The sequence below is a fragment of the Weissella ceti genome (assembly GCF_018394055.1).
In the GTDB taxonomy this organism is placed as follows: domain Bacteria; phylum Bacillota; class Bacilli; order Lactobacillales; family Lactobacillaceae; genus Weissella; species Weissella ceti.
Genome location: NZ_CP074441.1, coordinates 440,903 through 461,189, shown reverse-complemented (window position 1 = coordinate 461,189; position 20,287 = coordinate 440,903). Strand labels below are relative to the sequence as shown.

At 42.4% G+C, this 20,287-nt stretch carries 18 protein-coding genes, 1 tRNA gene and 2 rRNA genes; 1 reads left to right on the top strand and 20 read right to left on the bottom strand.

Features of this window, described 5'->3' with window-relative positions:
* Nucleotides 1-236: 236 nt before the first annotated feature.
* Nucleotides 237-1,418, top strand: a complete 1,182-nt coding sequence (locus KHQ31_RS02365; RefSeq protein ID WP_213409391.1) for a DUF998 domain-containing protein — start codon at nucleotides 237-239, stop codon at nucleotides 1,416-1,418.
* Nucleotides 1,419-1,513: 95 nt separating this feature from the next.
* On the opposite strand, the gene KHQ31_RS02360 is transcribed toward KHQ31_RS02365, so the two are convergent.
* The 20 genes from KHQ31_RS02360 to KHQ31_RS02265 all read right to left on the bottom strand — a co-directional run bounded on the left by KHQ31_RS02360 (nucleotide 1,514) and on the right by KHQ31_RS02265 (nucleotide 20,280).
* The gene (locus KHQ31_RS02360; protein ID WP_213409390.1) at nucleotides 1,514-1,951 is read right to left on the bottom strand and encodes a hypothetical protein; all 438 of its coding nucleotides are present in this window, start codon (nucleotides 1,949-1,951) and stop codon (nucleotides 1,514-1,516) included.
* Between the two features lie 237 nt (nucleotides 1,952-2,188).
* Complete coding sequence (gene rpsT / locus KHQ31_RS02355) at nucleotides 2,189-2,443, bottom strand: 30S ribosomal protein S20 (protein ID WP_213409389.1); 255 nt, start codon at nucleotides 2,441-2,443, stop codon at nucleotides 2,189-2,191.
* Nucleotides 2,444-2,497: 54 nt separating this feature from the next.
* Nucleotides 2,498-2,767, bottom strand: coding sequence for a 30S ribosomal protein S15 (rpsO, locus tag KHQ31_RS02350; RefSeq protein WP_213409388.1), 270 nt, complete (start codon nucleotides 2,765-2,767; stop codon nucleotides 2,498-2,500).
* A 134-nt stretch (nucleotides 2,768-2,901) separates the two neighbouring features.
* On the bottom strand, nucleotides 2,902-3,927 hold the full coding sequence (holA, locus tag KHQ31_RS02345; RefSeq protein WP_213409387.1) for a DNA polymerase III subunit delta: 1,026 nt from the start codon (nucleotides 3,925-3,927) through the stop codon (nucleotides 2,902-2,904).
* A gap of 70 nt (nucleotides 3,928-3,997) precedes the next feature.
* Nucleotides 3,998-5,989, bottom strand: coding sequence for a DNA internalization-related competence protein ComEC/Rec2 (locus KHQ31_RS02340; protein ID WP_213409386.1), 1,992 nt, complete (start codon nucleotides 5,987-5,989; stop codon nucleotides 3,998-4,000).
* Nucleotides 5,990-6,186: 197 nt separating this feature from the next.
* Nucleotides 6,187-6,876: a helix-hairpin-helix domain-containing protein gene (locus KHQ31_RS02335; protein ID WP_213409385.1), complete on the bottom strand. Its 690-nt coding sequence runs from the start codon at nucleotides 6,874-6,876 to the stop codon at nucleotides 6,187-6,189.
* Between the two features lie 63 nt (nucleotides 6,877-6,939).
* Nucleotides 6,940-7,215 (bottom strand): DUF1292 domain-containing protein, encoded by a 276-nt coding sequence (locus tag KHQ31_RS02330; RefSeq protein ID WP_213409384.1) that lies wholly within the window; start codon nucleotides 7,213-7,215, stop codon nucleotides 6,940-6,942.
* A gap of 50 nt (nucleotides 7,216-7,265) precedes the next feature.
* Nucleotides 7,266-7,544, bottom strand: a complete 279-nt coding sequence (locus KHQ31_RS02325; protein WP_009765495.1) for a DUF1292 domain-containing protein — start codon at nucleotides 7,542-7,544, stop codon at nucleotides 7,266-7,268.
* Nucleotides 7,545-7,560: 16 nt separating this feature from the next.
* On the bottom strand, nucleotides 7,561-7,995 hold the full coding sequence (gene ruvX, locus KHQ31_RS02320) for a Holliday junction resolvase RuvX (protein WP_213409383.1): 435 nt from the start codon (nucleotides 7,993-7,995) through the stop codon (nucleotides 7,561-7,563).
* Entirely contained in the window at nucleotides 7,996-8,247 is a 252-nt protein-coding gene (locus KHQ31_RS02315; RefSeq protein WP_213409382.1) for an IreB family regulatory phosphoprotein, read from the bottom strand.
* Between the two features lie 21 nt (nucleotides 8,248-8,268).
* Entirely contained in the window at nucleotides 8,269-10,905 is a 2,637-nt protein-coding gene (gene alaS / locus KHQ31_RS02310; protein WP_213409381.1) for an alanine--tRNA ligase, read from the bottom strand.
* 298 nt (nucleotides 10,906-11,203) lie between these two features.
* Nucleotides 11,204-11,800 carry a sugar O-acetyltransferase gene (locus KHQ31_RS02305; protein WP_213409380.1) on the bottom strand — a complete coding sequence of 199 codons (597 nt, stop codon included), beginning with the start codon at nucleotides 11,798-11,800 and terminating at the stop codon, nucleotides 11,204-11,206.
* 167 nt (nucleotides 11,801-11,967) lie between these two features.
* Complete coding sequence (locus KHQ31_RS02300; RefSeq protein WP_213409379.1) at nucleotides 11,968-13,320, bottom strand: DEAD/DEAH box helicase; 1,353 nt, start codon at nucleotides 13,318-13,320, stop codon at nucleotides 11,968-11,970.
* Complete coding sequence (locus tag KHQ31_RS02295) at nucleotides 13,320-14,264, bottom strand: DHH family phosphoesterase (RefSeq protein WP_213409378.1); 945 nt, start codon at nucleotides 14,262-14,264, stop codon at nucleotides 13,320-13,322. The genes KHQ31_RS02300 and KHQ31_RS02295 overlap by 1 nt, the downstream gene beginning before the upstream one ends.
* 54 nt (nucleotides 14,265-14,318) lie before the next feature.
* On the bottom strand, nucleotides 14,319-15,428 hold the full coding sequence (dinB, locus tag KHQ31_RS02290) for a DNA polymerase IV (protein ID WP_213409377.1): 1,110 nt from the start codon (nucleotides 15,426-15,428) through the stop codon (nucleotides 14,319-14,321).
* Between the two features lie 58 nt (nucleotides 15,429-15,486).
* Nucleotides 15,487-15,792 (bottom strand): preprotein translocase subunit YajC, encoded by a 306-nt coding sequence (gene yajC, locus KHQ31_RS02285; RefSeq protein WP_213409376.1) that lies wholly within the window; start codon nucleotides 15,790-15,792, stop codon nucleotides 15,487-15,489.
* Between the two features lie 21 nt (nucleotides 15,793-15,813).
* A complete protein-coding gene (gene tgt / locus KHQ31_RS02280; RefSeq protein WP_213409375.1) occupies nucleotides 15,814-16,962 on the bottom strand; it encodes a tRNA guanosine(34) transglycosylase Tgt in 1,149 nt (382 codons plus the stop codon).
* 112 nt (nucleotides 16,963-17,074) lie between these two features.
* Nucleotides 17,075-17,147: transfer RNA gene (locus tag KHQ31_RS02275), tRNA-Val, on the bottom strand.
* 6 nt (nucleotides 17,148-17,153) lie between these two features.
* A 5S ribosomal RNA gene (gene rrf / locus KHQ31_RS02270) occupies nucleotides 17,154-17,270 on the bottom strand.
* A 93-nt stretch (nucleotides 17,271-17,363) separates the two neighbouring features.
* Nucleotides 17,364-20,280: ribosomal RNA gene (locus KHQ31_RS02265) — 23S ribosomal RNA — on the bottom strand.
* Between the last annotated feature and the right edge of the window lie 7 nt (nucleotides 20,281-20,287).

The following is a 20,287-nucleotide window of genomic DNA, read 5'->3' as shown; positions in this document are numbered from 1 at the left end:
AATTTCCCTATTCTTTTCTGTAGTCTATTTTTAACAGGATATCAAAATCCCAACTTCCTTTTATTAACTTATAATATAGCACAAAATGCGATGCTAACCAATAGGCAAGCAACGATTGTACAAAATCAACGTTCAACGCATAACTCATATTCCCTAAAGGTTTATCTTCATATATAATTAATTTTGATTGTATAAAAGACGGGCAATTATGCCGAGTTAGAAAAGGAGTGCCTCCCATGGACACAAAGGAACATCTATATTTGGAGATTCCACAAGAGATGGTTGACAAAGGTGCTTTCAAAAAGGATACCCACGTAACTGCGATTTATGCAGACGGCAATATCACATTCGAAAACATCGATACTGATCGTCATGATGAAAAAGTATTAATTCGATACTTTGCTTTTGCTGCTATTATTAGCGGGATTCTGGCGTTCATCAATTTTTTGATTCAAAAAACCCCACAGGTGCCACTATCAGGCGCCAATTCAATTGCACAAATTTCAATTTATTTGAGTTTATTCTTTGGTTGTGGTGGTTTCTTAATCACCCTAGCCAAGAATCGTACCCAACAAAAATGGAATTTACGTTGGCGTCATATTTTCACATTGACCCTCGCCTACGGCATTCTATATTTCGCCATCGTTGCGATTTTCTTCCGTATTTTCTCACGCGCCTTCATTGGCCTACATTTGGATCAATACACGTCAGCCATTTTAATTGGCTTAATCGTTGGTATTAGTTCATACATTTTGATGATTGCGTCACGAAACATTGATTTTTCAACAATCACAGGTGTGTTAGTCGCAACTTTATTCGGTGGTATTTTATTCTCAATGCTAACCAGTGGACAGCCTGATTGGTGGCAATTCAACTTTAGTTATTTAGGTACTGACCATGTTAAAAACGCGATGTACTTCAACTTCACCTTGATTTTCTCAGGTTTGATTATGTTAACTTTGGTTGATTACCTATTTACTAGTCTAAAAGCCAGCATGACCCACAACCGTCGTTTATTCGCACTACGTATCTTATTTGCTTTATTAGCCATCACCCTGGCTGGTGTTGGTTTGTTCCCAAACAATCCTGGATGGACAAATGTTGTGCATGATTACGTTGCCCAGACATTGGTGGTTATTATTCTATTAATGATTGTTGGCATCAAATGGTTCTTGCCTAATGCGGGGCGTGAATTCATTTACATGTCTTATGCTATTGGAGGCGCACTAGTCGTGGTCACAATTTTCTTCCAAAAGTTCCACTTCTTGTCATTAACTGGTTTTGAAATCGTAGCCTGTGCATTGGCATTCTTCTGGTTAATCTTGCTACTTTCACATTTGAGCAGTATCGCATTACCTGCTTCATCGTTCCAAGCCAACATCGTTTCATTGGATAAAGAATCAAGTACGAAATTATAAGATGTATAGTAAAAGCCCTAGAGGAGAGTCCTCTAAGGCTTTTTCTTTATGGTTAATAATAATTAACGAGCTGGTTTATGTTGATTGTGTATCCATTACCAGACGGACAGGGTCCCTACACCCATTCCTAACATCGTCATTCCAATATTCAGAATAATCAACGCATTTCCAATTGCGCGCGTTTTATCACGAACTAACACGCCTAAAATCATCCCCATCGTCCCAAAAAAGACCGGTACCAAAAAAATTGCAATAACTGCAAAAACCACCGAAAACATGCACATGACATTTTCAAAATTAAACATACTTTTTTGATGATGCTCAGCACGCGTTTCTACTGATGACTCAGTTGCAAGTACCATATCATTTTTCACTGAAGATAGACACTCTTCTGATACACTCCCCATTAATCGATGGCTAATTTCCAACGACAACAAGCTTTTCTCAAGCGCATTATATTGATCATGTGTAATCAACTCTTCATCCAACATGTCCTTATATTGCTCCAACTCTAACAATATTGTACGTTCCATTAGGCTCCCCCCATAAAAACATTTTTCTCATATCCCCTAATCGTCGCCATTTCAAACATTCTTTATGAGCATGACCTCAACATACCCATTAGTTAAAAATATTGAAATTTAAACTTAACTTAGTATAACAATTCGATTTTTTAAACTCAATAACATTATTTTACTAATGGTATACTTAAAAACTGCACAAAAAAACAGCTAACCTAAGTTAGCTGTTTCTTTTTTTATCAACGTTGATTACTTGTTCAACAAAGCTGACAAACGTGACTTGTCACGTGAAGCCTTGTTCTTAGCAATCAAGCCCTTTGATGCAGCGCGGTCGATAGCAGCTGAGGCGTTGGCAAACAATTCTTGCAAATTGTCTGATCCAGCTTCAACAGCCTTACGGAACTTCTTCACTTCAGTGCGGTAAGCACTCAATTGTTGAACGTTGCGTTCGCGTTGTACCTTGTTCAAGCGGGCACGTTGGATTGATGACTCAATAATTGGCATCGCTTTTTCCTCCGGAGATAAGTGTCAAAAAATACGTACGGGTTAATTAAAAAATTAACGACGCAATCCAAGCTTTTGGATCAATTCACGGTAACGTTGTACTTCGTTATCACGTAGGTAACGTAGCAAGTTACGACGGTGACCGATCTTCTTCATCAACCCACGTTGTGAGTGGAAGTCATGCTTGTGTTCTGACATGTGAGCGTTCAATTCGTTAATGTCAGCAGTCAAAACTGCGACTTGAACTTCAACTGAACCAGTATCACCTTCGTGACGTGCGAATTCCTTAATGATTTCATTCTTGCGTTGTGCAGAAATTGCCATGTTGGATATCCACCTTTCATAATTTATTAGTCGCCACATACAACGTAAAACGACGGTGAACCGTCAAACATCGTATGAGGTCATGTACAAATGTACTTAATTAGTATAACGAAACACTTATGTGAATTCAAGTCTTATTTTGCAGATGTTTCTTGATAACGCAAAACAAATAATTCAAATAACAACTCTGGATCACGAGCTGTTGATTTCAGCTGTTCTTCCATTTGGACTAACCCCAAAAAGGCTTGCGCTAAGGCGCCATAACTATACTTACGTACTGTTTGCTTCGCCAACTTAACACGATATGGATGAACCTTTAAAGCGGTTGCTATCCCCTGTTCACTAAGTGTCATTGACTTAACTTGTAGCAATAAGCGGAATTGTCCAATCATAGCACCATGTAATCTTAATGGCTCTTCACCATTTAAAATCAATTCGTGATACAACTCCACCGCTTGACGCAATTTCTGATTTAACAGTGCCTCAATCAAATCAAAGATGTTTTGACTAAGAGTATTTGTGACTGCTTCAGAAACACTTTCTGCCGTGATTTGTTTCGTGTCATACGTATATAGTAATAGTTTTTCTAATTCCATCATGATTTGCGTTAATGACAAATTTGTTCGTTGAAACAACATTTGTTCCGCAGCAGGTACTATAACGTACCCCGCTTCTTCAACGCGTTGTTGCACAATTTGATGAATATCGCGTTCAGTTAATTCGCCAAACGCTAGGTAGCCAGCGCGTTCCTTCAATAACTTTGTGACCTTTTTACGTCCATCTAACTTCTCATATGGCGCAAAAATAACCAAGATGGTTTGCGGTTCTGGCTGTTGCACATAATTAATCAATTCTTCTGGCACATGTTCAATCTTACCGCGCGTTGTTTCACCCGTTAAGAAATAAGCATTATCGATTAACACCACACGCTTATCCCCGAAAAAAGGTACTGCACGTGCATCATCTAAAGCCACAGCTAAATTAGTTTCACGCATATCAAATTGCGCGAAATTCATCGTACGATCTTCCTCAGGAATCAAGTCTGTAAACAATGTACGTGTCTGATCCAACAAATATTGATCCGTACCTTGAATTAAGTATACTGGAGCGCTATTTTGATTAGCCAAATCTTTCTTTAGTTCTTTTAACGTTATCGCCATGCCATTCTCCCCAACTGTTTTAATCACTTCTTTTATCGTGCCACATCAATCGCGATAATACAATCGCTATCTAAGTTTTCCTCAGCATTGTCTGCCATCGTTGATCTTCATAATAAATCATTCCCACCTCTGCCGTATTCAAAAGTGGAATCATATGCCTTCGTAATTTCGCTAATACTTCTTCGTGTGGATGTTTAAACCGATTATCTTTGCCAGAACTCACGATACTCACTTCTGGCAGGATACGATCTAACAATGCATCAGAGGTACTTGTTTTAGAGCCATGATGACCACATTTCAGTACATCAATTCGTCCAAGATTGAACTGCTTTAACATTGTCTCCTCACCAGCAACGTCCAAGTCACCGGTCAGTAAGAATCGCTTCCCCAGAACTTCATGGACAATCGAAATTGAATCTTCGTTCTTACCCATCCCCATCTTGAATGGATGAATGACACTCGCACGACCTATTTTCTGGCCAGCCAACACCTCGTGCACGCTGGTATTTGTTGTCAAAAACGGCTGAATCAATGTTTTAAAATTTTTAGTGGCTTTCATCCCCGCCGGAACATAGACATTCTGTACATGGCATTTTTCTACGAGACTCGCAAAATTACCGATATGATCAATATCTTGATGACTTAAAATCAGATGATCAATTTTTCGAATCCCGTACCCTTTCAAGACTGTACATAATTGATTGGCGACCACATTTGGCTTTCTCTTGTGTCGATCGTTTGGACGATCAAATTGACCACCCACGTCCATCATATATACTTCCTGCGCCTTTGTGCGCCAGATAGTTGCATCACCTTGTTTAGCATCAATAAAGGCTACAAATGTCTGATTTGGTGCACCAACACCGCATATCAGGAATCCATAACAAGCCCCAACTAGCCCATAGGCTTGCCAATTGTGTTTCACTAACATGTAAGCCGTACACCCAATCGTTATGATTACCCACCACAACACAGGTTGCCCACTCATAATTTCACCAGGTATGGCATCACCTAACTTGATGCCATATTGGACAAAACACACCACAGATTCACAACAATCTCGAATCATTTGCCAATGTAATATACTCGCCAGAACGCCCACAAACACTATTGGCACTACGATAAACGCGAAGATTGGAATCACAAAAAAGTTAACTAAAACGCCAATTGGCTGCCAAGCATACGTATGCACTAACAACAAGGGGGCAATTAATAGATTTAAAATCAAATTCACTTGCCAAAAAGAAACTTTGTGCAACCATAACAAGCCAAAGCTCAATAGAAATGATAATTGACCACCCAGTTGATGTAATACACCGGGTTCAATAATCAGACTACCAATTAGCACGATACCCCATACGTCTACACCCGAAATTAGTTTGTGGGTTAATTGATTGTACGTACTTACACCGCTCGCTAAAATGGCCCGGATCAGACTTTGAACACCTCCAGCAAATAGCCAGATAAACAGTAGCCCACCAAACCACCCGATTTGTGCATCTTCTCGGTAGAGTCGAAAATATCGTGCCAACGTGAACCAGATGTTGAAACACAACGTCACTTGAAAACCTGAAATACTAAATAAATGAACCAGTCCTAAACGCTGAATCCCTTTATTATCTTCATAAAATTCTGAACGTGTGTATCCAAGCAATAGTGTTTGACCATAGTCTCGTAACCCTGCTGGCAGTCGTTCAAACCACTGCACACAATTATAATGAATACTTTTAACGTATGCTTCCAGCGCCCCGTCATTATTTAATTGCCATATGACATTACGTACGAGCAACACCTCTAATACAATCCCTTTCGTATGCCAATATTGTTGCGGATTAAAATTGAATCGATTCCGATTAGATTCAATTGCCGTACAACTAATCTCCGCAGATAATTCCATTGTCATCTCATCAGGCGGCATCGCCGTTTTGCCTTTTATTTTAACCATTTCCCCTGAGCTCAACTTAGCTGTACCAGTTAAATAACCAGCCTGCCATTTGAAATCATCACGATGTAACGTCAGAGTTGTGTTATACGTTCCTTGTTTAGTTATCTGTTGTGCCAATTGATATTCTCGATACTGCCACCATGTCACACACAGCACAACAATGACGACACTCAAGTTAATTTTACTCGGGAAGTAATAGCAAATCACAATAAAGGCCCATATCGATAGTAACCAAACACCATAGATGTTAGTGTTCAAGAACCCTAAATTCAAACTTCCACAAACAATACTTAACCAAAACCAGAAACTATTGTTCACACTTGCACCAAAGCCTCTAACTTCGCTAACATTTTAGGACCAAAACCAGGAACGTGTCCCAAATCTGATACTGCCTGAAATCCTTTATCTTCTCGATAAGCTATAATATCCTGGGCACGTTTTTGTCCTACCCCTGGTAAGGTCATTAACTCTTGTTCAGATGCGGTATTTAGATTGACTAACGCATCTTCTGTACTTTGTACTGAGGTTCCCCCCAGCATCCCCCTTATATTCTCACCTTTTTTCGGGACGTAAATAACCATTTCATCTGCTACTTTACTTGCTTGATTTAATTGTGCTAAGTCTGCATCAGATGTCACACCACCTGCCTTTTTCAACGCATCGACAATACGTTCAGTGAGTAATACTTGATAAATGCCTGGCTTGTGAACAGCGCCCTTAATATCCACAAATCCTAATCCATCATTATTATTGACTACCGCCTTTTCTTTACTCCGTTCGGTTGATTGGCTACTTTGCTCGATCATCGTGCCTGACTTATCTCCATTTAAATTTTCTAAGGTATTAACCCGCAAATTTTCTGTCTCATTCTGCTTGGTCTCAATAATTTTTGTACTATTAAGACCCCACAGCCCACAACAAACAATCACAATTAGCTGTGCCACGAGAAACCAACGATATTTGCCAACAAAATCAGTTACTTTATTTTGTAAATATTCCAACATAAAAACCGCCTCCTTACCATTTAGATAAAGACGCGGTTTTTATTGGTTATTCAAATTATTTGATTAGATGTGTCCATCAGCGAACAAAGTGTTCATAACTTCTTCAATCATATCGAATTCTTCTTGTGTCTCAACAGGTTGTAGCATTTCATCTTCATCATTTGGGTTGTAGATGTACGGCAAAACAGTTACGTCTTCCCCTGTGTCTACGTCTGGGGCCAATACGATGTATGACTTACCATAATCTTCTGAATCAAATGAGAACATTTCAACGAATGTTTGTTCATTTCCGTCATCGTCTGTTAGGACAAAGATTTCTTCATTTTGTGCATCAAGCATATTTATATCTCCTGACAAAAAAGAGCCACCAAACAGTGGCTCAATTTTACTTATTCAGCTTCGTCCAAGTAACGGTTCAAAGCTTCGCTTACCATTTCAAATTCGGCGTCATCTTCGATTTCGTCGAATGTACCTTCAGTATCCTTGCTGTTAACGATGAATGGGAAGATGTCAACACCTTCATCCAAGTCAGCGCCTGCAGGGTATACAAAGATGTAATCCTTGTTGTAGTCATCATCGTGGAATGAGAACAACACTTCAAATAATTCTTCGTCTCCTTGTTCGTTAAACAATGAGATAATATCTTGTTCTTCGTTTACATTGCTCATGTTATAGCTCCTTTAATTACTTGACCAAAGGTCCCTTACGGTCAAGATAGTTTTGTAAAATCAAGGCCGCTGCTAGCTTATCAATAACTTGCTTACGCTTCTTACGAGACGCATCGGCTTTTTCAACCAACATACGTTCCGCTTCAACCGTTGTTAAGCGTTCATCTTGATAATCAACAGGTAAACCAAATGTTTCTTTTAACAGTTCCCCATAAGCTTCAGCAGCTTCAACACGAGGACCTGATGTGTTATTCATATTTTTGGGTAGTCCTAATACGAATCCAGTTGGTTGTTGTTCAGCAACAATTTCCTTCATACGTTCAATACCGAATTCTTTTTCATCTTCATTGATACGGATAATTTCAAGTGCTTGTGATGTCCAACCGAATACGTCAGAAACAGCAACACCTACAGTTCGTGAACCAACATCTAAACCTAGTAAGCGTCCCATTTATTTCCCCAAGTAGTTCTTAACCAAGGCACCAATTACTTCGTCACGTTCGAATTTGCGAATCATGTTTCGCGCATCGTTCACACGAGGAATGTATGCAGGGTCATTTGAGATCAAGTAACCAACAATTTGACTTGTTGGGTCGTATCCCTTTTCTTCAAGTGCTTCGTATACTGTTTCCAACATCTTACGTACATCGTGATCTTCATTACGATTTACATTGAATAAAGTTGTGTGATCTAGCGAGTTCATAAAACACCTCTTTCCTAGCTGTTATTTCGCAGCTAACCAATCGTTTGCTTGTTCAAATGCGGCAGAGATACCAGCAGGGTTCTTACCACCTGCTTGTGCCATATCTGGACGACCACCACCACCACCACCAATTGCTGGGGCGATAGCCTTAATTAGGTCACCGGCCTTAACACCTTGCTTGATAGCGTCTGGTGATGCTGCTACTAACAAGTTTACCTTATCACCCAAGTTAGCCGCAAGGACCAAGACGTCAGATGGGTATTCTTGCTTCCAATTGTCAGCAGTTGCACGCAAGGCATCCATTGATTCAACTGCCAATTCAGCAGAAATCAATGTGAATGATCCAGCTTCTACAACGTGTGTGAACGCATCGTTGGCACTTTGGTTGGCCAACTTTTGTTCAAGTGCTTGTACTTGACGTTCTGCATCCTTCAAAGCTGTTTGAAGTGCTGCAATCTTGTCATTTACTTCACTTAGTTGTGGGGCCTTAACTTGTTCAACGGCCTTGTTCAACCATGCATCGTGTTGCTTAAACAAGTTCATGGCACCTTGACCTGTAACGGCTTCGATACGACGAATTCCTGCTCCAGTTCCTTGTTCACTAGTAATCTTGAACATTCCCAATTCAGCAGTAGACAACGCATGCGTTCCACCGTCAAATTCAATGTTAAAGTCACCAATGGAAACAACACGAACCTTTTCACCATACTTTTCAGTAAAGACAGCAACAGCTCCCAACTTCTTAGCAGATTCAATATCAGTTTCTACCCATGAAATTGGCAAGTTTTCGATAATCTTTTGGTTGATTAGGTCTTCAATTTCAGCCAACTTTTCAGCTGGAACGGCTCCATTGTAAGTGAAGTCGTAACGTAGACCATCTGCGTTAACCAATGATCCAGCTTGTGATGAGTGTTCCCCCAAGATGTTACGGATTGCTTGGTCAAGCATGTGTGTTGCCGTGTGGTTCTTAGAAATTGCAGCATGGTATGCTTGATCAACTTCCAAACGGTAAACACCGTTGTTGTCAATTTCTGACACAACTTCAACTTCATGCAAGTGTTGTCCGTTAGGGGCCTTTTTAACGTCCAAGACGTTGGCAACAACGTTACCTTCAGCATCAAGTACGACACCGTGGTCAGCCACTTGTCCACCCATTTCTGCGTAGAATGGTGTTGTGTTGAAGATGATTTGCGCAGTTCCTTCTGAAGCTGCATCAACCAAGTCACCATCAACGATGATGGCAACAGCTTGTGCTTCTTCAACAACCAATTCTGACCAACCAACGTATGTTGAAGGTGTGTCTAGGCTTGTCAACAATTCGTTTTGCACACCCATTGAAGCTTGTGTTCCACGAGCGGCACGTGCACGTTCTTGTTGTTCCTTCATAGCAGCATCAAATCCTGCACGGTCAACAGTCAAACCTGCTTCTTCAGCCGCTTCAACAGTCAATTCGTATGGGAATCCGTATGTGTCATACATCTTGAACGCAACAGAACCATCAATCATGTCAGTGGCATCAGCCATAACGTCTGACAACAAGGCCAAACCAGCAGTCAATGTCTTGTTAAAACGAACTTCTTCGGCAACAACGATTGAAGTGATGTATTCTTCGTTTTCCTTAACTTCTGGGTAGTATGCGTGCATGATGTCAGCAACTACTGGGACCAATTCGTTAATGAATGATTGTTCAATTCCTAGCTTGCGACCGTGCAAAACGGCACGACGTAGCAAACGACGGATGATGTATCCACGACCTTCGTTAGATGGCAAAGCACCATCACCGATAGCAAATGTTACGGCACGTGCGTGGTCAGCAATAACCTTGAATGACACGTCACGTTCTGCATCTTCACCATACTTAACACCTGAAAGTTCTTCAACCTTCTTGATGATTGGCATGAACAAGTCTGTTTCGAAGTTTGTGTCAGCGTTTTGGAATACTGATACCAAACGTTCTAGTCCCATCCCCGTATCAATGTTCTTGTTAGGCAGTTCAGGGTAGTCCTTGTTGTCTGTCAAACCAGGCAAGTGGTTGTATTGTGAGAACACAATGTTCCAGATTTCAAGGTAACGATCGTTTTCACCACCTGGGTAGTTTTCCTTTTCATCTTCTGGGTCAAAGCGTGATCCACGATCAAAGAAAATTTCTGAGTCAGGTCCAGATGGTCCTTCACCGATATCCCAGAAGTTATCTGGTTCTTCGTAGACGTGTGTTGGGTCAATCCCAACAACTTCTAGCCAAATACGCTTAGCTTCTGTGTCATTTGGGTACACAGTAACGTATAGCTTTTCTGGATCAATGTCATACCATTCTGGGCTAGTCAATAGTTCCCAAGCGAATGGAATAGCATCTTCCTTGAAGTAATCACCAATTGAGAAGTTACCCATCATTTCAAACAATGTGTGGTGACGAGCAGTGTGCCCAACGTTTTCGATGTCGTTAGTACGGATCGCCTTTTGGGCGTTTGTAATGCGACGGTTCTTAGGGATAACACTTCCATCAAAGTACTTCTTCAATGTTGCCACACCAGCGTTGATCCACAATAGACTTGGGTCGTCCTTTGGAATCAATGGTTGTGACGGTTCAATACTGTGTCCTTTACTTTCAAAGAAACGTAAGAACATCTCGCGTGTTTGTGCGGATGATAATTCTTTCATAATGCGGCCTCACTTCTTAAATATATAAAAAAAGACAGAAAACCACTACAAATCAGAGACGCTTCAACGCGGTACCACTCTGTTTGCAATGATTGTCTGTCATCATTACCTCTTAATAGATCGTTAACGCTGATAAGCGGACTACTTTCATAGTCGGTCATGCCATTGGGAGCAAGAAATTTAAGTAGCGTTGCTCGCACCAACCGCAACGTCTCTGAATTCTACTAACTAAATTTCCTATCCAACAAATTTATTATACCACACACATTTGTTAGCTTGCATACTCTTTTACAGTCGTTTATTGATATTTTAGCTTATCTTCATAACGGAGTTCACGCATAACATCAGCTGGATTACCGGCTGCAACAACGTTCTCTGGAATGTCGTGTGTGACGACGGCACCAGAACCAATCACCGCACCGTTCCCAATAGTTACACCCGGATTAATCACCACGTTAGCTCCAATCCAAACATCATCCCCAATTGTAATTGGGTAGGCATATTCAAGTCCTGATTCACGTTGTTCCACATCTAACGGATAGCCTGACGTTGTAAATGTACAGTTAGGACCAACCACCACATTATCCCCAATTTTAACAGTGGCTGCATCCAAGATAACCAAATTATATTGTGCATAAAAATTCTTACCCACAAAGATATTTTCACCATAATCACAATGGAATGGTGCCATAATAGTCAAATCATCCCCTGCTTGCGCAAAGAAATCTGATAACAAGGCTTGTTGTGCATCAACTTGAACTGGCAAGAGTTGATTAAACTGGAAACAACGGTTCTGCGCGATTAAACGTAATTCCTTCAATTCCTTAGATTTATCGAAATTATACAGTTGTCCCATTTCTGCTTTTTCTTTATCTGACAGCGAGTGCGCCTTCATTGTTTTGCCCCTTTTCCCGAATGCTTACTTATGTACTAATATTTTTTTACAAGTATAGCATAGTTAACCTTAAAAAGTTTTGAATATCCACTTTTGATGGTATCGAATGGTCTGGACCATCTGGGTTTTCAGGCACAAAAAAAGCTGACCTAAGTCAGCTTGATTGATTAACCTTGTTGCTTACGAGCCTTACGTGTTGCACGGTCAGTTTGACGTTGTTCAATACGCTTCTTGTACTTCGCATCACGAGCGATTTCGTTCTTGATGCGACGCTTGTAACCAGGCTTAATGTTTTTCTTCTTCTTCTTAACCATTCCAATCATTGTTGGATCTAGCTTTTCAGATGACTTTGAACGTTGCTTACGACGACGACGGTCAAATCCAGGCTTCAATTCACCCTTCTTCAATTCCATCGGTTCGAAGTGAACACCTAGTTGTTCAACTTCCGCAACCTTACCTTCTTCATCCGGTGAGTACAATGTGATGGCACGACCTTCCATACCATTACGTCCTGTACGTCCAACACGGTGAACGAAGAATTCTAGGTCATTTGGAATACCATCGTTAATGATCAAAGATACACCTGGAATATCAATTCCACGGGCAGCCAAGTCAGTCGCAACGACATATTGGTAGTCCAAGTGTTGAATTTGGTTCATTGTACGACGACGTTCACGTGGTTGAATGCCACCGTGAATTTCCGCAACCTTCAATCCCTTTTCCTTTAGGCTACGTGACAATTGCTTGGCACGTTCCTTAGTGTTTGTGAACACCAAAGCCATGTAGGGATCTCCCATTGTCAAAAGATCGTAAATCACTTGATCCTTTTCCTTACCCTTAGTCTCCAACAAGATGTTTTCGATTGTAGGGGCAATAACTGTTGTAGTTGGAATTTCATCCACAACTGGGTTTGATAGGTACTTCTTCAAGAATGGTTGTAGCTTTTGTGGAATAGTTGCTGAGAAGACCAACATTTGTAGATCTTCTGGCAATGCACCCGCAATTGCGTCAACTTCAGGCATGAACCCAAGGTCCATTGTCATGTCCGCTTCGTCAATAACCAAAGTCTTGGCAGTGTGGATGTTCAAAGCCCCACTCTTGTACAAGTCCTTGATACGACCAGGTGTTCCAATCACGATTTGTGGTTGGTTCGCTTGCAATTGTTGGATTTGACGTGCCTTGTCAGTTCCACCAACGTATACCCCTACCTTTGGACGTGCGTCTTCTGGGAAGGCGTCAGCCATCTTTTGGCTAGCATCGTAAATTTGTTGTGCTAATTCACGTGAAGGTGTTGTGATAATTGCTTGCACTTGCTTTGCTTCAATGTTCAACTTTTGGAAAATCGGAATCAAAAATGCGTGTGTCTTACCTGAACCAGTTTGTGATTGTCCCACCACTGAGCGTCCTTGTAGGACAACTGGGATGAAACGTTCTTGAACTGGAGTTGGTGTTGTGAAGCGAATTGCTTCAAGTCCACGATAAATTTCGGGACGTAAGTTATAATCTGTAAATTTAGCCATTAGGCTTGCTCCTTAACTGTCTCTTTCATCTCATTGATTATGTCATGTACTTCATCAATGTTTTCTGCAATTGCACCAGAAGCAAACTTATGTCCACCACCACCATGACGCTTCGCAATATCATTAATTACAATATTACGTGAGCGCAAACGGGCACGATAGAAGCCTTCTTCTTGTTCTTCAAAGACAACCCATGCCTTCGCTTGATCAATACTTCCAAGTACTGGCACGATAAATGCTGTACTGAAATCACCCAAACCAAATTCGGTTAGTGTTTCATGTTCAAGAATAATGTAACCCACACCTTCTGGTGTCAGTGTCATGTGGTCATAGACGTAACCAGTCCCCTTGGCTGCTTCAGGTGTAATAGTGTCCATACGTTGTGTCATTGCTGTCCAATCAAAACCAAAGCGCATCAATGCCGCAGCGGTTTCCATTGTTGTTGGTGTTGTGGCGTGCAAGAAGCGGCCAGTGTCACCAATAATTCCTGAATATAGGTATGATGCCCCTTCACGAGTCATCTTTAACTTATCAGAAAATTCATCGTAGAAACGGTAAATCATTTCAGATGTTGAAGACGCTGTGTCATCAATCCATGAGTAATCACCAAATGGTTCGTCATTTGGATGGTGATCAATCTTAATCAATGTCTTTGCGTAATCATAACGACGATCGTCAACACGCGGTTCGTTGGCCGTGTCAGTCACGATTACAAGCGCCGTATCATAGACTTCATCTGGAATAATATCCATTTCGCCCATCCAAGCCATGCTTGGAACTTGCTTCCCTACAGAATAAATTTTCTTTTCAGGGAAAGTAGTCTTTAAAATGTTAGCAAGCCCTTGTTGTGAACCAACCGCGTCTGGATCAGGACGTTGATGACGGTGAATCACAATGCTTGAAGCGGCTTCAATTTGAGCCATGATTTGTGTTTGCGCACTCATATTTTCTAATTTCCTTTACTGAACAATTTTCCCTTTAGTATACCATATTTAACGCTACTCCTGATATAAAGGTAGACTAATATTTTTAAACGTTATTGGGGTTAAGTTCGTCATCGTTAATCCAATTAGTCGTAATGGTTCCTGATAGCCACCTAAATCTTCCCAAATATCTTGTGCCAAGCGCCAAATAACATAGCTGTCGTTTTCCACCGGATCATTAAATGAGACCCGGTGCGTTCGTGTAACAAAAGAATCACTTCGAACCTTTAACACCAGTGTTTGCCCATGCATTTTTTTACGTTCTAAGTTATCTGCTAACTCGCTTGCGATTAATTTCAATTCTTGTAGGACTTCTTCTTCCGTATCAACGACTGAACCATACGTATGTTCTTTACCAATAGATTTACGTTCGCGCTCCCATTCAACTGGTCTTAAATCCATGCCACGAATTCGTTCATACAAACTAAAGCCAAGTTTACCGAATTCAAGACGTAATACACTTTGGTCCACTTGATATAAATCGTATCCAGTCTCGATGTTTAATTCATGCATTTTTTCAGCGGTCTTTTTCCCTACGCCACGGATATCTTCAATTGGTAAAGGATCTAAAAATGACCGAATATCTTCCTCTTGGATATACGTAAACCCGGCTGGCTTATTATGCTCGGAAGCCAGTTTGGCTAAAAACTTATTAAATGAGACACCTACTGAACAAGTTAAAGATAGTTCTTCATAGATTGTTTGCTGCAAATTATGTGCTAAATGGAGTGGATTCCCCTCTAAATCAGAGATATCTAAATACGCTTCATCAAACGCAACAGGTTCAATTTTCTGTGTTAAACGACTAAAAATTTCACGAACTTGTGCTGATACTGCTTGATACTTTGTGAAATTCGGCTCCACAAATAGTGCATCTGGTGCTAATTTCAATGCTTCATTTGCATTCATAGCAGAATGCACGCCTAATTGACGAGCATGATAATTCGCTGTCGCAACGACCCCTCGATGACCATTTTTACGTGGATCTTGTGCCAAGATAATTGCTTGATCTCGATATTCAGGATGATCACGCATTTCAATTTGCGCATAAAAGGCGTCCATATCAACATGTAGAATCGTCCGGTGAGTTTCTAATTGAATTGGAATTTCAAATAAGTCAGCCATACTCACCTCCTAGAAACAAAAAAATTCAAAGTCGTTGGTGACTTTGAATTCTTCAAGATTACTTTTCTTCTGTATCGTCTTCAACGACGTTGTTTTCTACAGCTGTTTCTGCAGGCACAACAGTACGAATTGCTGACATTTCGAACTTCAAGATGGCACCATCCGCATCCAAGTAGAAAGTCTTTGCTTCTTCGTTGATTGACTTAATTTCGCCATGCAAACCACCGATAGTGATGATCTTGGCACCGGCCTTCAAGTTGTTAATCATTTCTTGGTGGCTAGTTTGGCGCTTCTTTTGTGGACGAATCACAAAGAAGTACATTGCTCCGAACATAAGAGCGATTAAAAGTAGTTGTTGTTGCATGATCAAAATCCTCCGAGGGTTTTAGAATAAACGTGCATTGGCTTTATTGTAACCATAGTTTTCCATGACTTCTGCGCGGAAATCAAGCAAGCGATCTTCCGCAATAGCTGTACGCATGTCTTCCATTAATTTTAACAAATAACGTAGGTTATGAACACTGGCAATATTCTGTGCCAATAGTTCATTTGCCTTAAACAAGTGATGCAAGTATGCCTTGGTAAAGTGTGTTGATCCGTAATCGTCTAAATCTGGATCCAATGGTGAAAAGTCGTTCTTGTATTTCGCGTTGGTAATCACAATACGCCCATACTTTGTCATCAAAGTTCCTTTACGAGCAACACGTGTTGGTAGCACACAGTCAAACATATCAATTCCACGAATGGCACCGTCAATTAATGAGTCTGGCGCAGCCACTCCCATCAAGTAGCGTGGCTTGTTTTCAGGCAACCAAGGTACTGTAAAGTCCAGCACACGATTCATTTCTTCCTTTGATTCTCCAACTGATAGACCACCAACGGCATATCCAGGCAAATCCATGGCTACAAGCGCATCCGCAGATTGCTTACGTAAGTCTTTAAATCCAGCCCCTTGCACAATTCCAAACAAAGCTTGGTCATGTGGACGCTTATGTGCTTTGATCGCACGTTCAGCCCAGCGCGCTGAGCGTTCCACAGATTCTTTCACATAATCATATGTTTCAAAGTATGGAATTGCTTCGTCCAGTTGCATCATCACATCTGAACCCAAGTTATTTTGGATACGCATTGCCACTTCAGGAGATAGGAACATTTCACTTCCATCTAAATGGTTCTTGAAAGTTACCCCTTCTTCTTTAATACTATTGTTTGCGGCCAATGACCAAACTTGGAATCCACCTGAATCAGTCAAAATAGGCCCATTCCATCCCATAAACTTGTGCAATCCACCTGCTTCAGCGATTAATTCATCACCTGGGCGCAACCATAGATGGTAAGTGTTTGACAGAATAAATTGTGAGTTAATTTCTTTTAGTTCACGTGGTGACACGTTTTTAACAGTTGCTTGTGTTCCCACCGGCATAAACATTGGTGTCATCACTTCACCGTGTGGTGTTGTAATCTTTCCTAAACGAGCTCCCGTATCCTTTTCAACGTGAAGAAGCTCATATTTAATTGCATAATCTTCAGCCATTTTGATTCCCTCTTCCTTCTAGACTAACGCCTAAAATCAGTATTACTATAGTATATCAAATAATTTTGTCCTGAATAGACAAAAAAACCACTCTCGAGGAGTGGTTTCGTGATGGACGTTACAGGGATCGAACCTGTGACCCCCTGCTTGTAAGGCAGGTGCTCTCCCAGCTGAGCTAAACGTCCATATATGCATTGCGATGTCCTATCCTCGCAGGGGGCGATCCCCCAACTACTTTTGGCGCTATTGAGCTTAACTTCTGTGTTCGGTATGGGAACAGGTGTGGCCTCAATGCCATCATCACAACACGGTATATTCAAGACTTACGTCTCTCAAAACTGAATAATATGTAAATTTTACTTCACTCTTTAATTGAGCCTTAACACCACGTTTTGTTCAACTTGGTTAAGTCCTCGAACCATTAGTACTAGTCCGCTCCATGCATCACTGCACTTCCACTTCTAGCCTATCTACCTCATCATCTTTGAGGGGTCTTACTTCATAAAGAATGGGAAATCTCATCTCGAGGCGAGTTTCACACTTAGATGCTTTCAGCGTTTATCTCATCCGTACATAGCTACTCAGCGATGCTCCTGGCGGAACAACTGATACACCAGAGGTACGTCCACCCCGGTCCTCTCGTACTAAGGGCAGCTCCTCTCAAATTTCCTACGCCCGCGACGGATAGGGACCGAACTGTCTCACGACGTTCTGAACCCAGCTCGCGTACCGCTTTAATGGGCGAACAGCCCAACCCTTGGGACCGACTACAGCCCCAGGATGCGATGAGCCGACATCGAGGTGCCAAACCTCCCCGTCGATGTGGACTCTTGGGGGAGATAAGCCTGTTATCCCCAGGGTAGCTTTTGTCCGTTGAGCGATGGCCCTTCCATGCGGAACCACCGGATCACTAAGTCCTACTTTCGTACCTGCTCGACTTGTAAGTCTCACAGTCAAGCTCTCTTGTGCCTTTACACTCTACGAATGATTTCCAACCATTCTGAGAGAACCTTTGAGCGCCTCCGTTACCTTTTAGGAGGCGACCGCCCCAGTCAAACTGCCTGCCAGACACTGTCTTCCATCGCGATAAGCGATGTGAGTTAGAGTGGTCATACAACGAGGGTAGTATCCCACTGATGCCTCCTTCGAAACTAGCGTTCCGATCTCAACGGCTCCTACCTATTCTGTACAAGCTGCACAAACACTCAATATCAAGCTACAGTAAAGCTCCATGGGGTCTTTCCGTCCTGTCGCGGGTAACCCGCATCTTCACGGGTCTTTAAATTTCACCGAGTCTCTCGTTGAGACAGTGCCCAGATCGTTACGCCTTTCGTGCGGGTCGGAACTTACCCGACAAGGAATTTCGCTACCTTAGGACCGTTATAGTTACGGCCGCCGTTTACTGGGGCTTCAATTCGTACCTTCGCTTGCGCTAAGCACTCCTTTTAACCTTCCAGCACCGGGCAGGCGTCAGCCCCTATACGTCATCTTACGATTTTGCAGAAACCTGTGTTTTTGATAAACAGTCGCCTGGGCCTATTCACTGCGGCTCAGCTTTCGCTGAGCACCCCTTCTCCCGAAGTTACGGGGTCATTTTGCCGAGTTCCTTAACGAGAGTTCACTCGCTCACCTTAGGATGCTCTCCTCGACTACCTGTGTCGGTTTGCGGTACGGGCAGGTAAACACTAACTAGAAGCTTTTCTTGGCAGCGTGACATCACAGACTTCCCTACTTTATTTCGGTCCTCATCATCACTTGTCCTTGGAAGAGCAAGCATTTAACTCACTCTAAGACTTATGATTTAACCCAGCATATCCATCAGCTGGGATCTGTTAGCCTTCTGCGTCCCTCCATCGTTCAAACATGTTCACCTGGTACAGGAATCTCAACCTGTTGTCCATCGACTACGCCTCTTGGCCTCGCCTTAGGTCCCGACTAACCCTGGGAGGACGAGCCTTCCCCAGGAAACCTTAGTCATACGGTGGACAGGATTCTCACCTGTCTTTCGCTACTCATACCGGCATTCTCACTTCTATGCGCTCCACCAGTCCTCACGGTCTGACTTCATCGCCCATAGAACGCTCTCCTATCGCGCCACTTACGTGGCACCCGTAGTTTCGGTGGTGTGTTTAGCCCCGGTACATTTTCGGCGCAGAATCACTCGACTAGTGAGCTATTACGCACTCTTTAAATGGTGGCTGCTTCTAAGCCAACATCCTAGTTGTCTATGCAACTCCACATCCTTTTCCACTTAACACACACTTAGGGACCTTAACTGACGATCTGGGCTGTTCCCCTTTCGACAATGGATCTTATCACTCACTGTCTGACTCCCGGACATACGTGATTGGCATTCGGAGTTTATCTTAATTTGGTAACCCGAGATGGGCCCCGCACCAAAACAGTGCTCTACCTCCAACACGCTTCATTCCGAGGCTAGCCCTAAAGCTATTTCGGAGAGAACCAGCTATCTCCAAGTTCGATTGGAATTTCACCGCTACCCACACCTCATCCCAGCATTTTTCAACATGCACGGGTTCGGGCCTCCAATGCGTTTTACCGCATCTTCACCCTGGACATGGGTAGGTCACCTGGTTTCGGGTCTACAACAACGTACTCAAGCGCCCATTTCAGACTCGCTTTCGCTACGGCTCCGGTCTTTCCACCTTAACCTTGCACGTTATCGTAACTCGCCGGTTCATTCTACAAAAGGCACGCCATCACCCATTAACGGGCTCTGACTTCTTGTAGGCACATGGTTTCAGGAACTTTTTCACTCCCCTTCCGGGGTGCTTTTCACCTTTCCCTCACGGTACTGGTTCACTATCGGTCACTAGGGAGTATTTAGCCTTGCGAGATGGTCCTCGCGGATTCCGACCGGATTTCACGTGTCCGGCCGTACTCAGGATCCTGTACGGGAGGTTGTTCGTTTTCGCATACGGGGCTATCACCCTATCCTGCTCAGCTTCCCAGCTGATTCTGCTAACAAACAACTTTGTAACTCCACAACGACAGTCCTACAACCCCAATGTGCAAGCACATTGGTTTGGGCTCTTCCGTTTTCGCTCGCCGCTACTGACGGAATCGATATTTCTTTCTCTTCCTGTTGCTAATGAGATGTTTCAGTTCACAACGTCTACCTTCAACCTGACTATGTATTCATCAGGTGATAACTTGCATACACAAGCTGGGTTCCCCCATTCGGAAACCCCCGGATCAAAGCTCACTTACAGCTCCCCGGGGAATATCGGTGTTAGTCCCGTCCTTCATCGGCTCCTAGTGCCAAGGCATCCACCATGCGCCCTTAATAACTTAACCTATCAAC

Excerpts from the sequence above, each read along its gene's own strand:
- KHQ31_RS02365 (WP_213409391.1), top strand. The coding sequence starts at position 237 with ATGGACACAAAGGAACATCTATATTTGGAGATTCCACAAGAGATGGTT.
- KHQ31_RS02360 (WP_213409390.1), bottom strand. The coding sequence starts at position 1,951 with ATGGAACGTACAATATTGTTAGAGTTGGAGCAATATAAGGACATGTTG.
- rpsT (WP_213409389.1), bottom strand. The coding sequence starts at position 2,443 with ATGCCAATTATTGAGTCATCAATCCAACGTGCCCGCTTGAACAAGGTA.
- rpsO (WP_213409388.1), bottom strand. The coding sequence starts at position 2,767 with ATGGCAATTTCTGCACAACGCAAGAATGAAATCATTAAGGAATTCGCA.
- holA (WP_213409387.1), bottom strand. The coding sequence starts at position 3,927 with ATGGCGATAACGTTAAAAGAACTAAAGAAAGATTTGGCTAATCAAAAT.
- KHQ31_RS02335 (WP_213409385.1), bottom strand. The coding sequence starts at position 6,876 with ATGTTGGAATATTTACAAAATAAAGTAACTGATTTTGTTGGCAAATAT.
- KHQ31_RS02330 (WP_213409384.1), bottom strand. The coding sequence starts at position 7,215 with ATGCTTGATGCACAAAATGAAGAAATCTTTGTCCTAACAGACGATGAC.
- KHQ31_RS02325 (WP_009765495.1), bottom strand. The coding sequence starts at position 7,544 with ATGAGCAATGTAAACGAAGAACAAGATATTATCTCATTGTTTAACGAA.
- ruvX (WP_213409383.1), bottom strand. The coding sequence starts at position 7,995 with ATGGGACGCTTACTAGGTTTAGATGTTGGTTCACGAACTGTAGGTGTT.
- KHQ31_RS02315 (WP_213409382.1), bottom strand. The coding sequence starts at position 8,247 with ATGAACTCGCTAGATCACACAACTTTATTCAATGTAAATCGTAATGAA.
- alaS (WP_213409381.1), bottom strand. The coding sequence starts at position 10,905 with ATGAAAGAATTATCATCCGCACAAACACGCGAGATGTTCTTACGTTTC.
- KHQ31_RS02305 (WP_213409380.1), bottom strand. The coding sequence starts at position 11,800 with ATGAAGGCGCACTCGCTGTCAGATAAAGAAAAAGCAGAAATGGGACAA.
- KHQ31_RS02300 (WP_213409379.1), bottom strand. The coding sequence starts at position 13,320 with ATGGCTAAATTTACAGATTATAACTTACGTCCCGAAATTTATCGTGGA.
- KHQ31_RS02295 (WP_213409378.1), bottom strand. The coding sequence starts at position 14,264 with ATGAGTGCGCAAACACAAATCATGGCTCAAATTGAAGCCGCTTCAAGC.
- dinB (WP_213409377.1), bottom strand. The coding sequence starts at position 15,428 with ATGGCTGACTTATTTGAAATTCCAATTCAATTAGAAACTCACCGGACG.
- yajC (WP_213409376.1), bottom strand. The coding sequence starts at position 15,792 with ATGCAACAACAACTACTTTTAATCGCTCTTATGTTCGGAGCAATGTAC.
- tgt (WP_213409375.1), bottom strand. The coding sequence starts at position 16,962 with ATGGCTGAAGATTATGCAATTAAATATGAGCTTCTTCACGTTGAAAAG.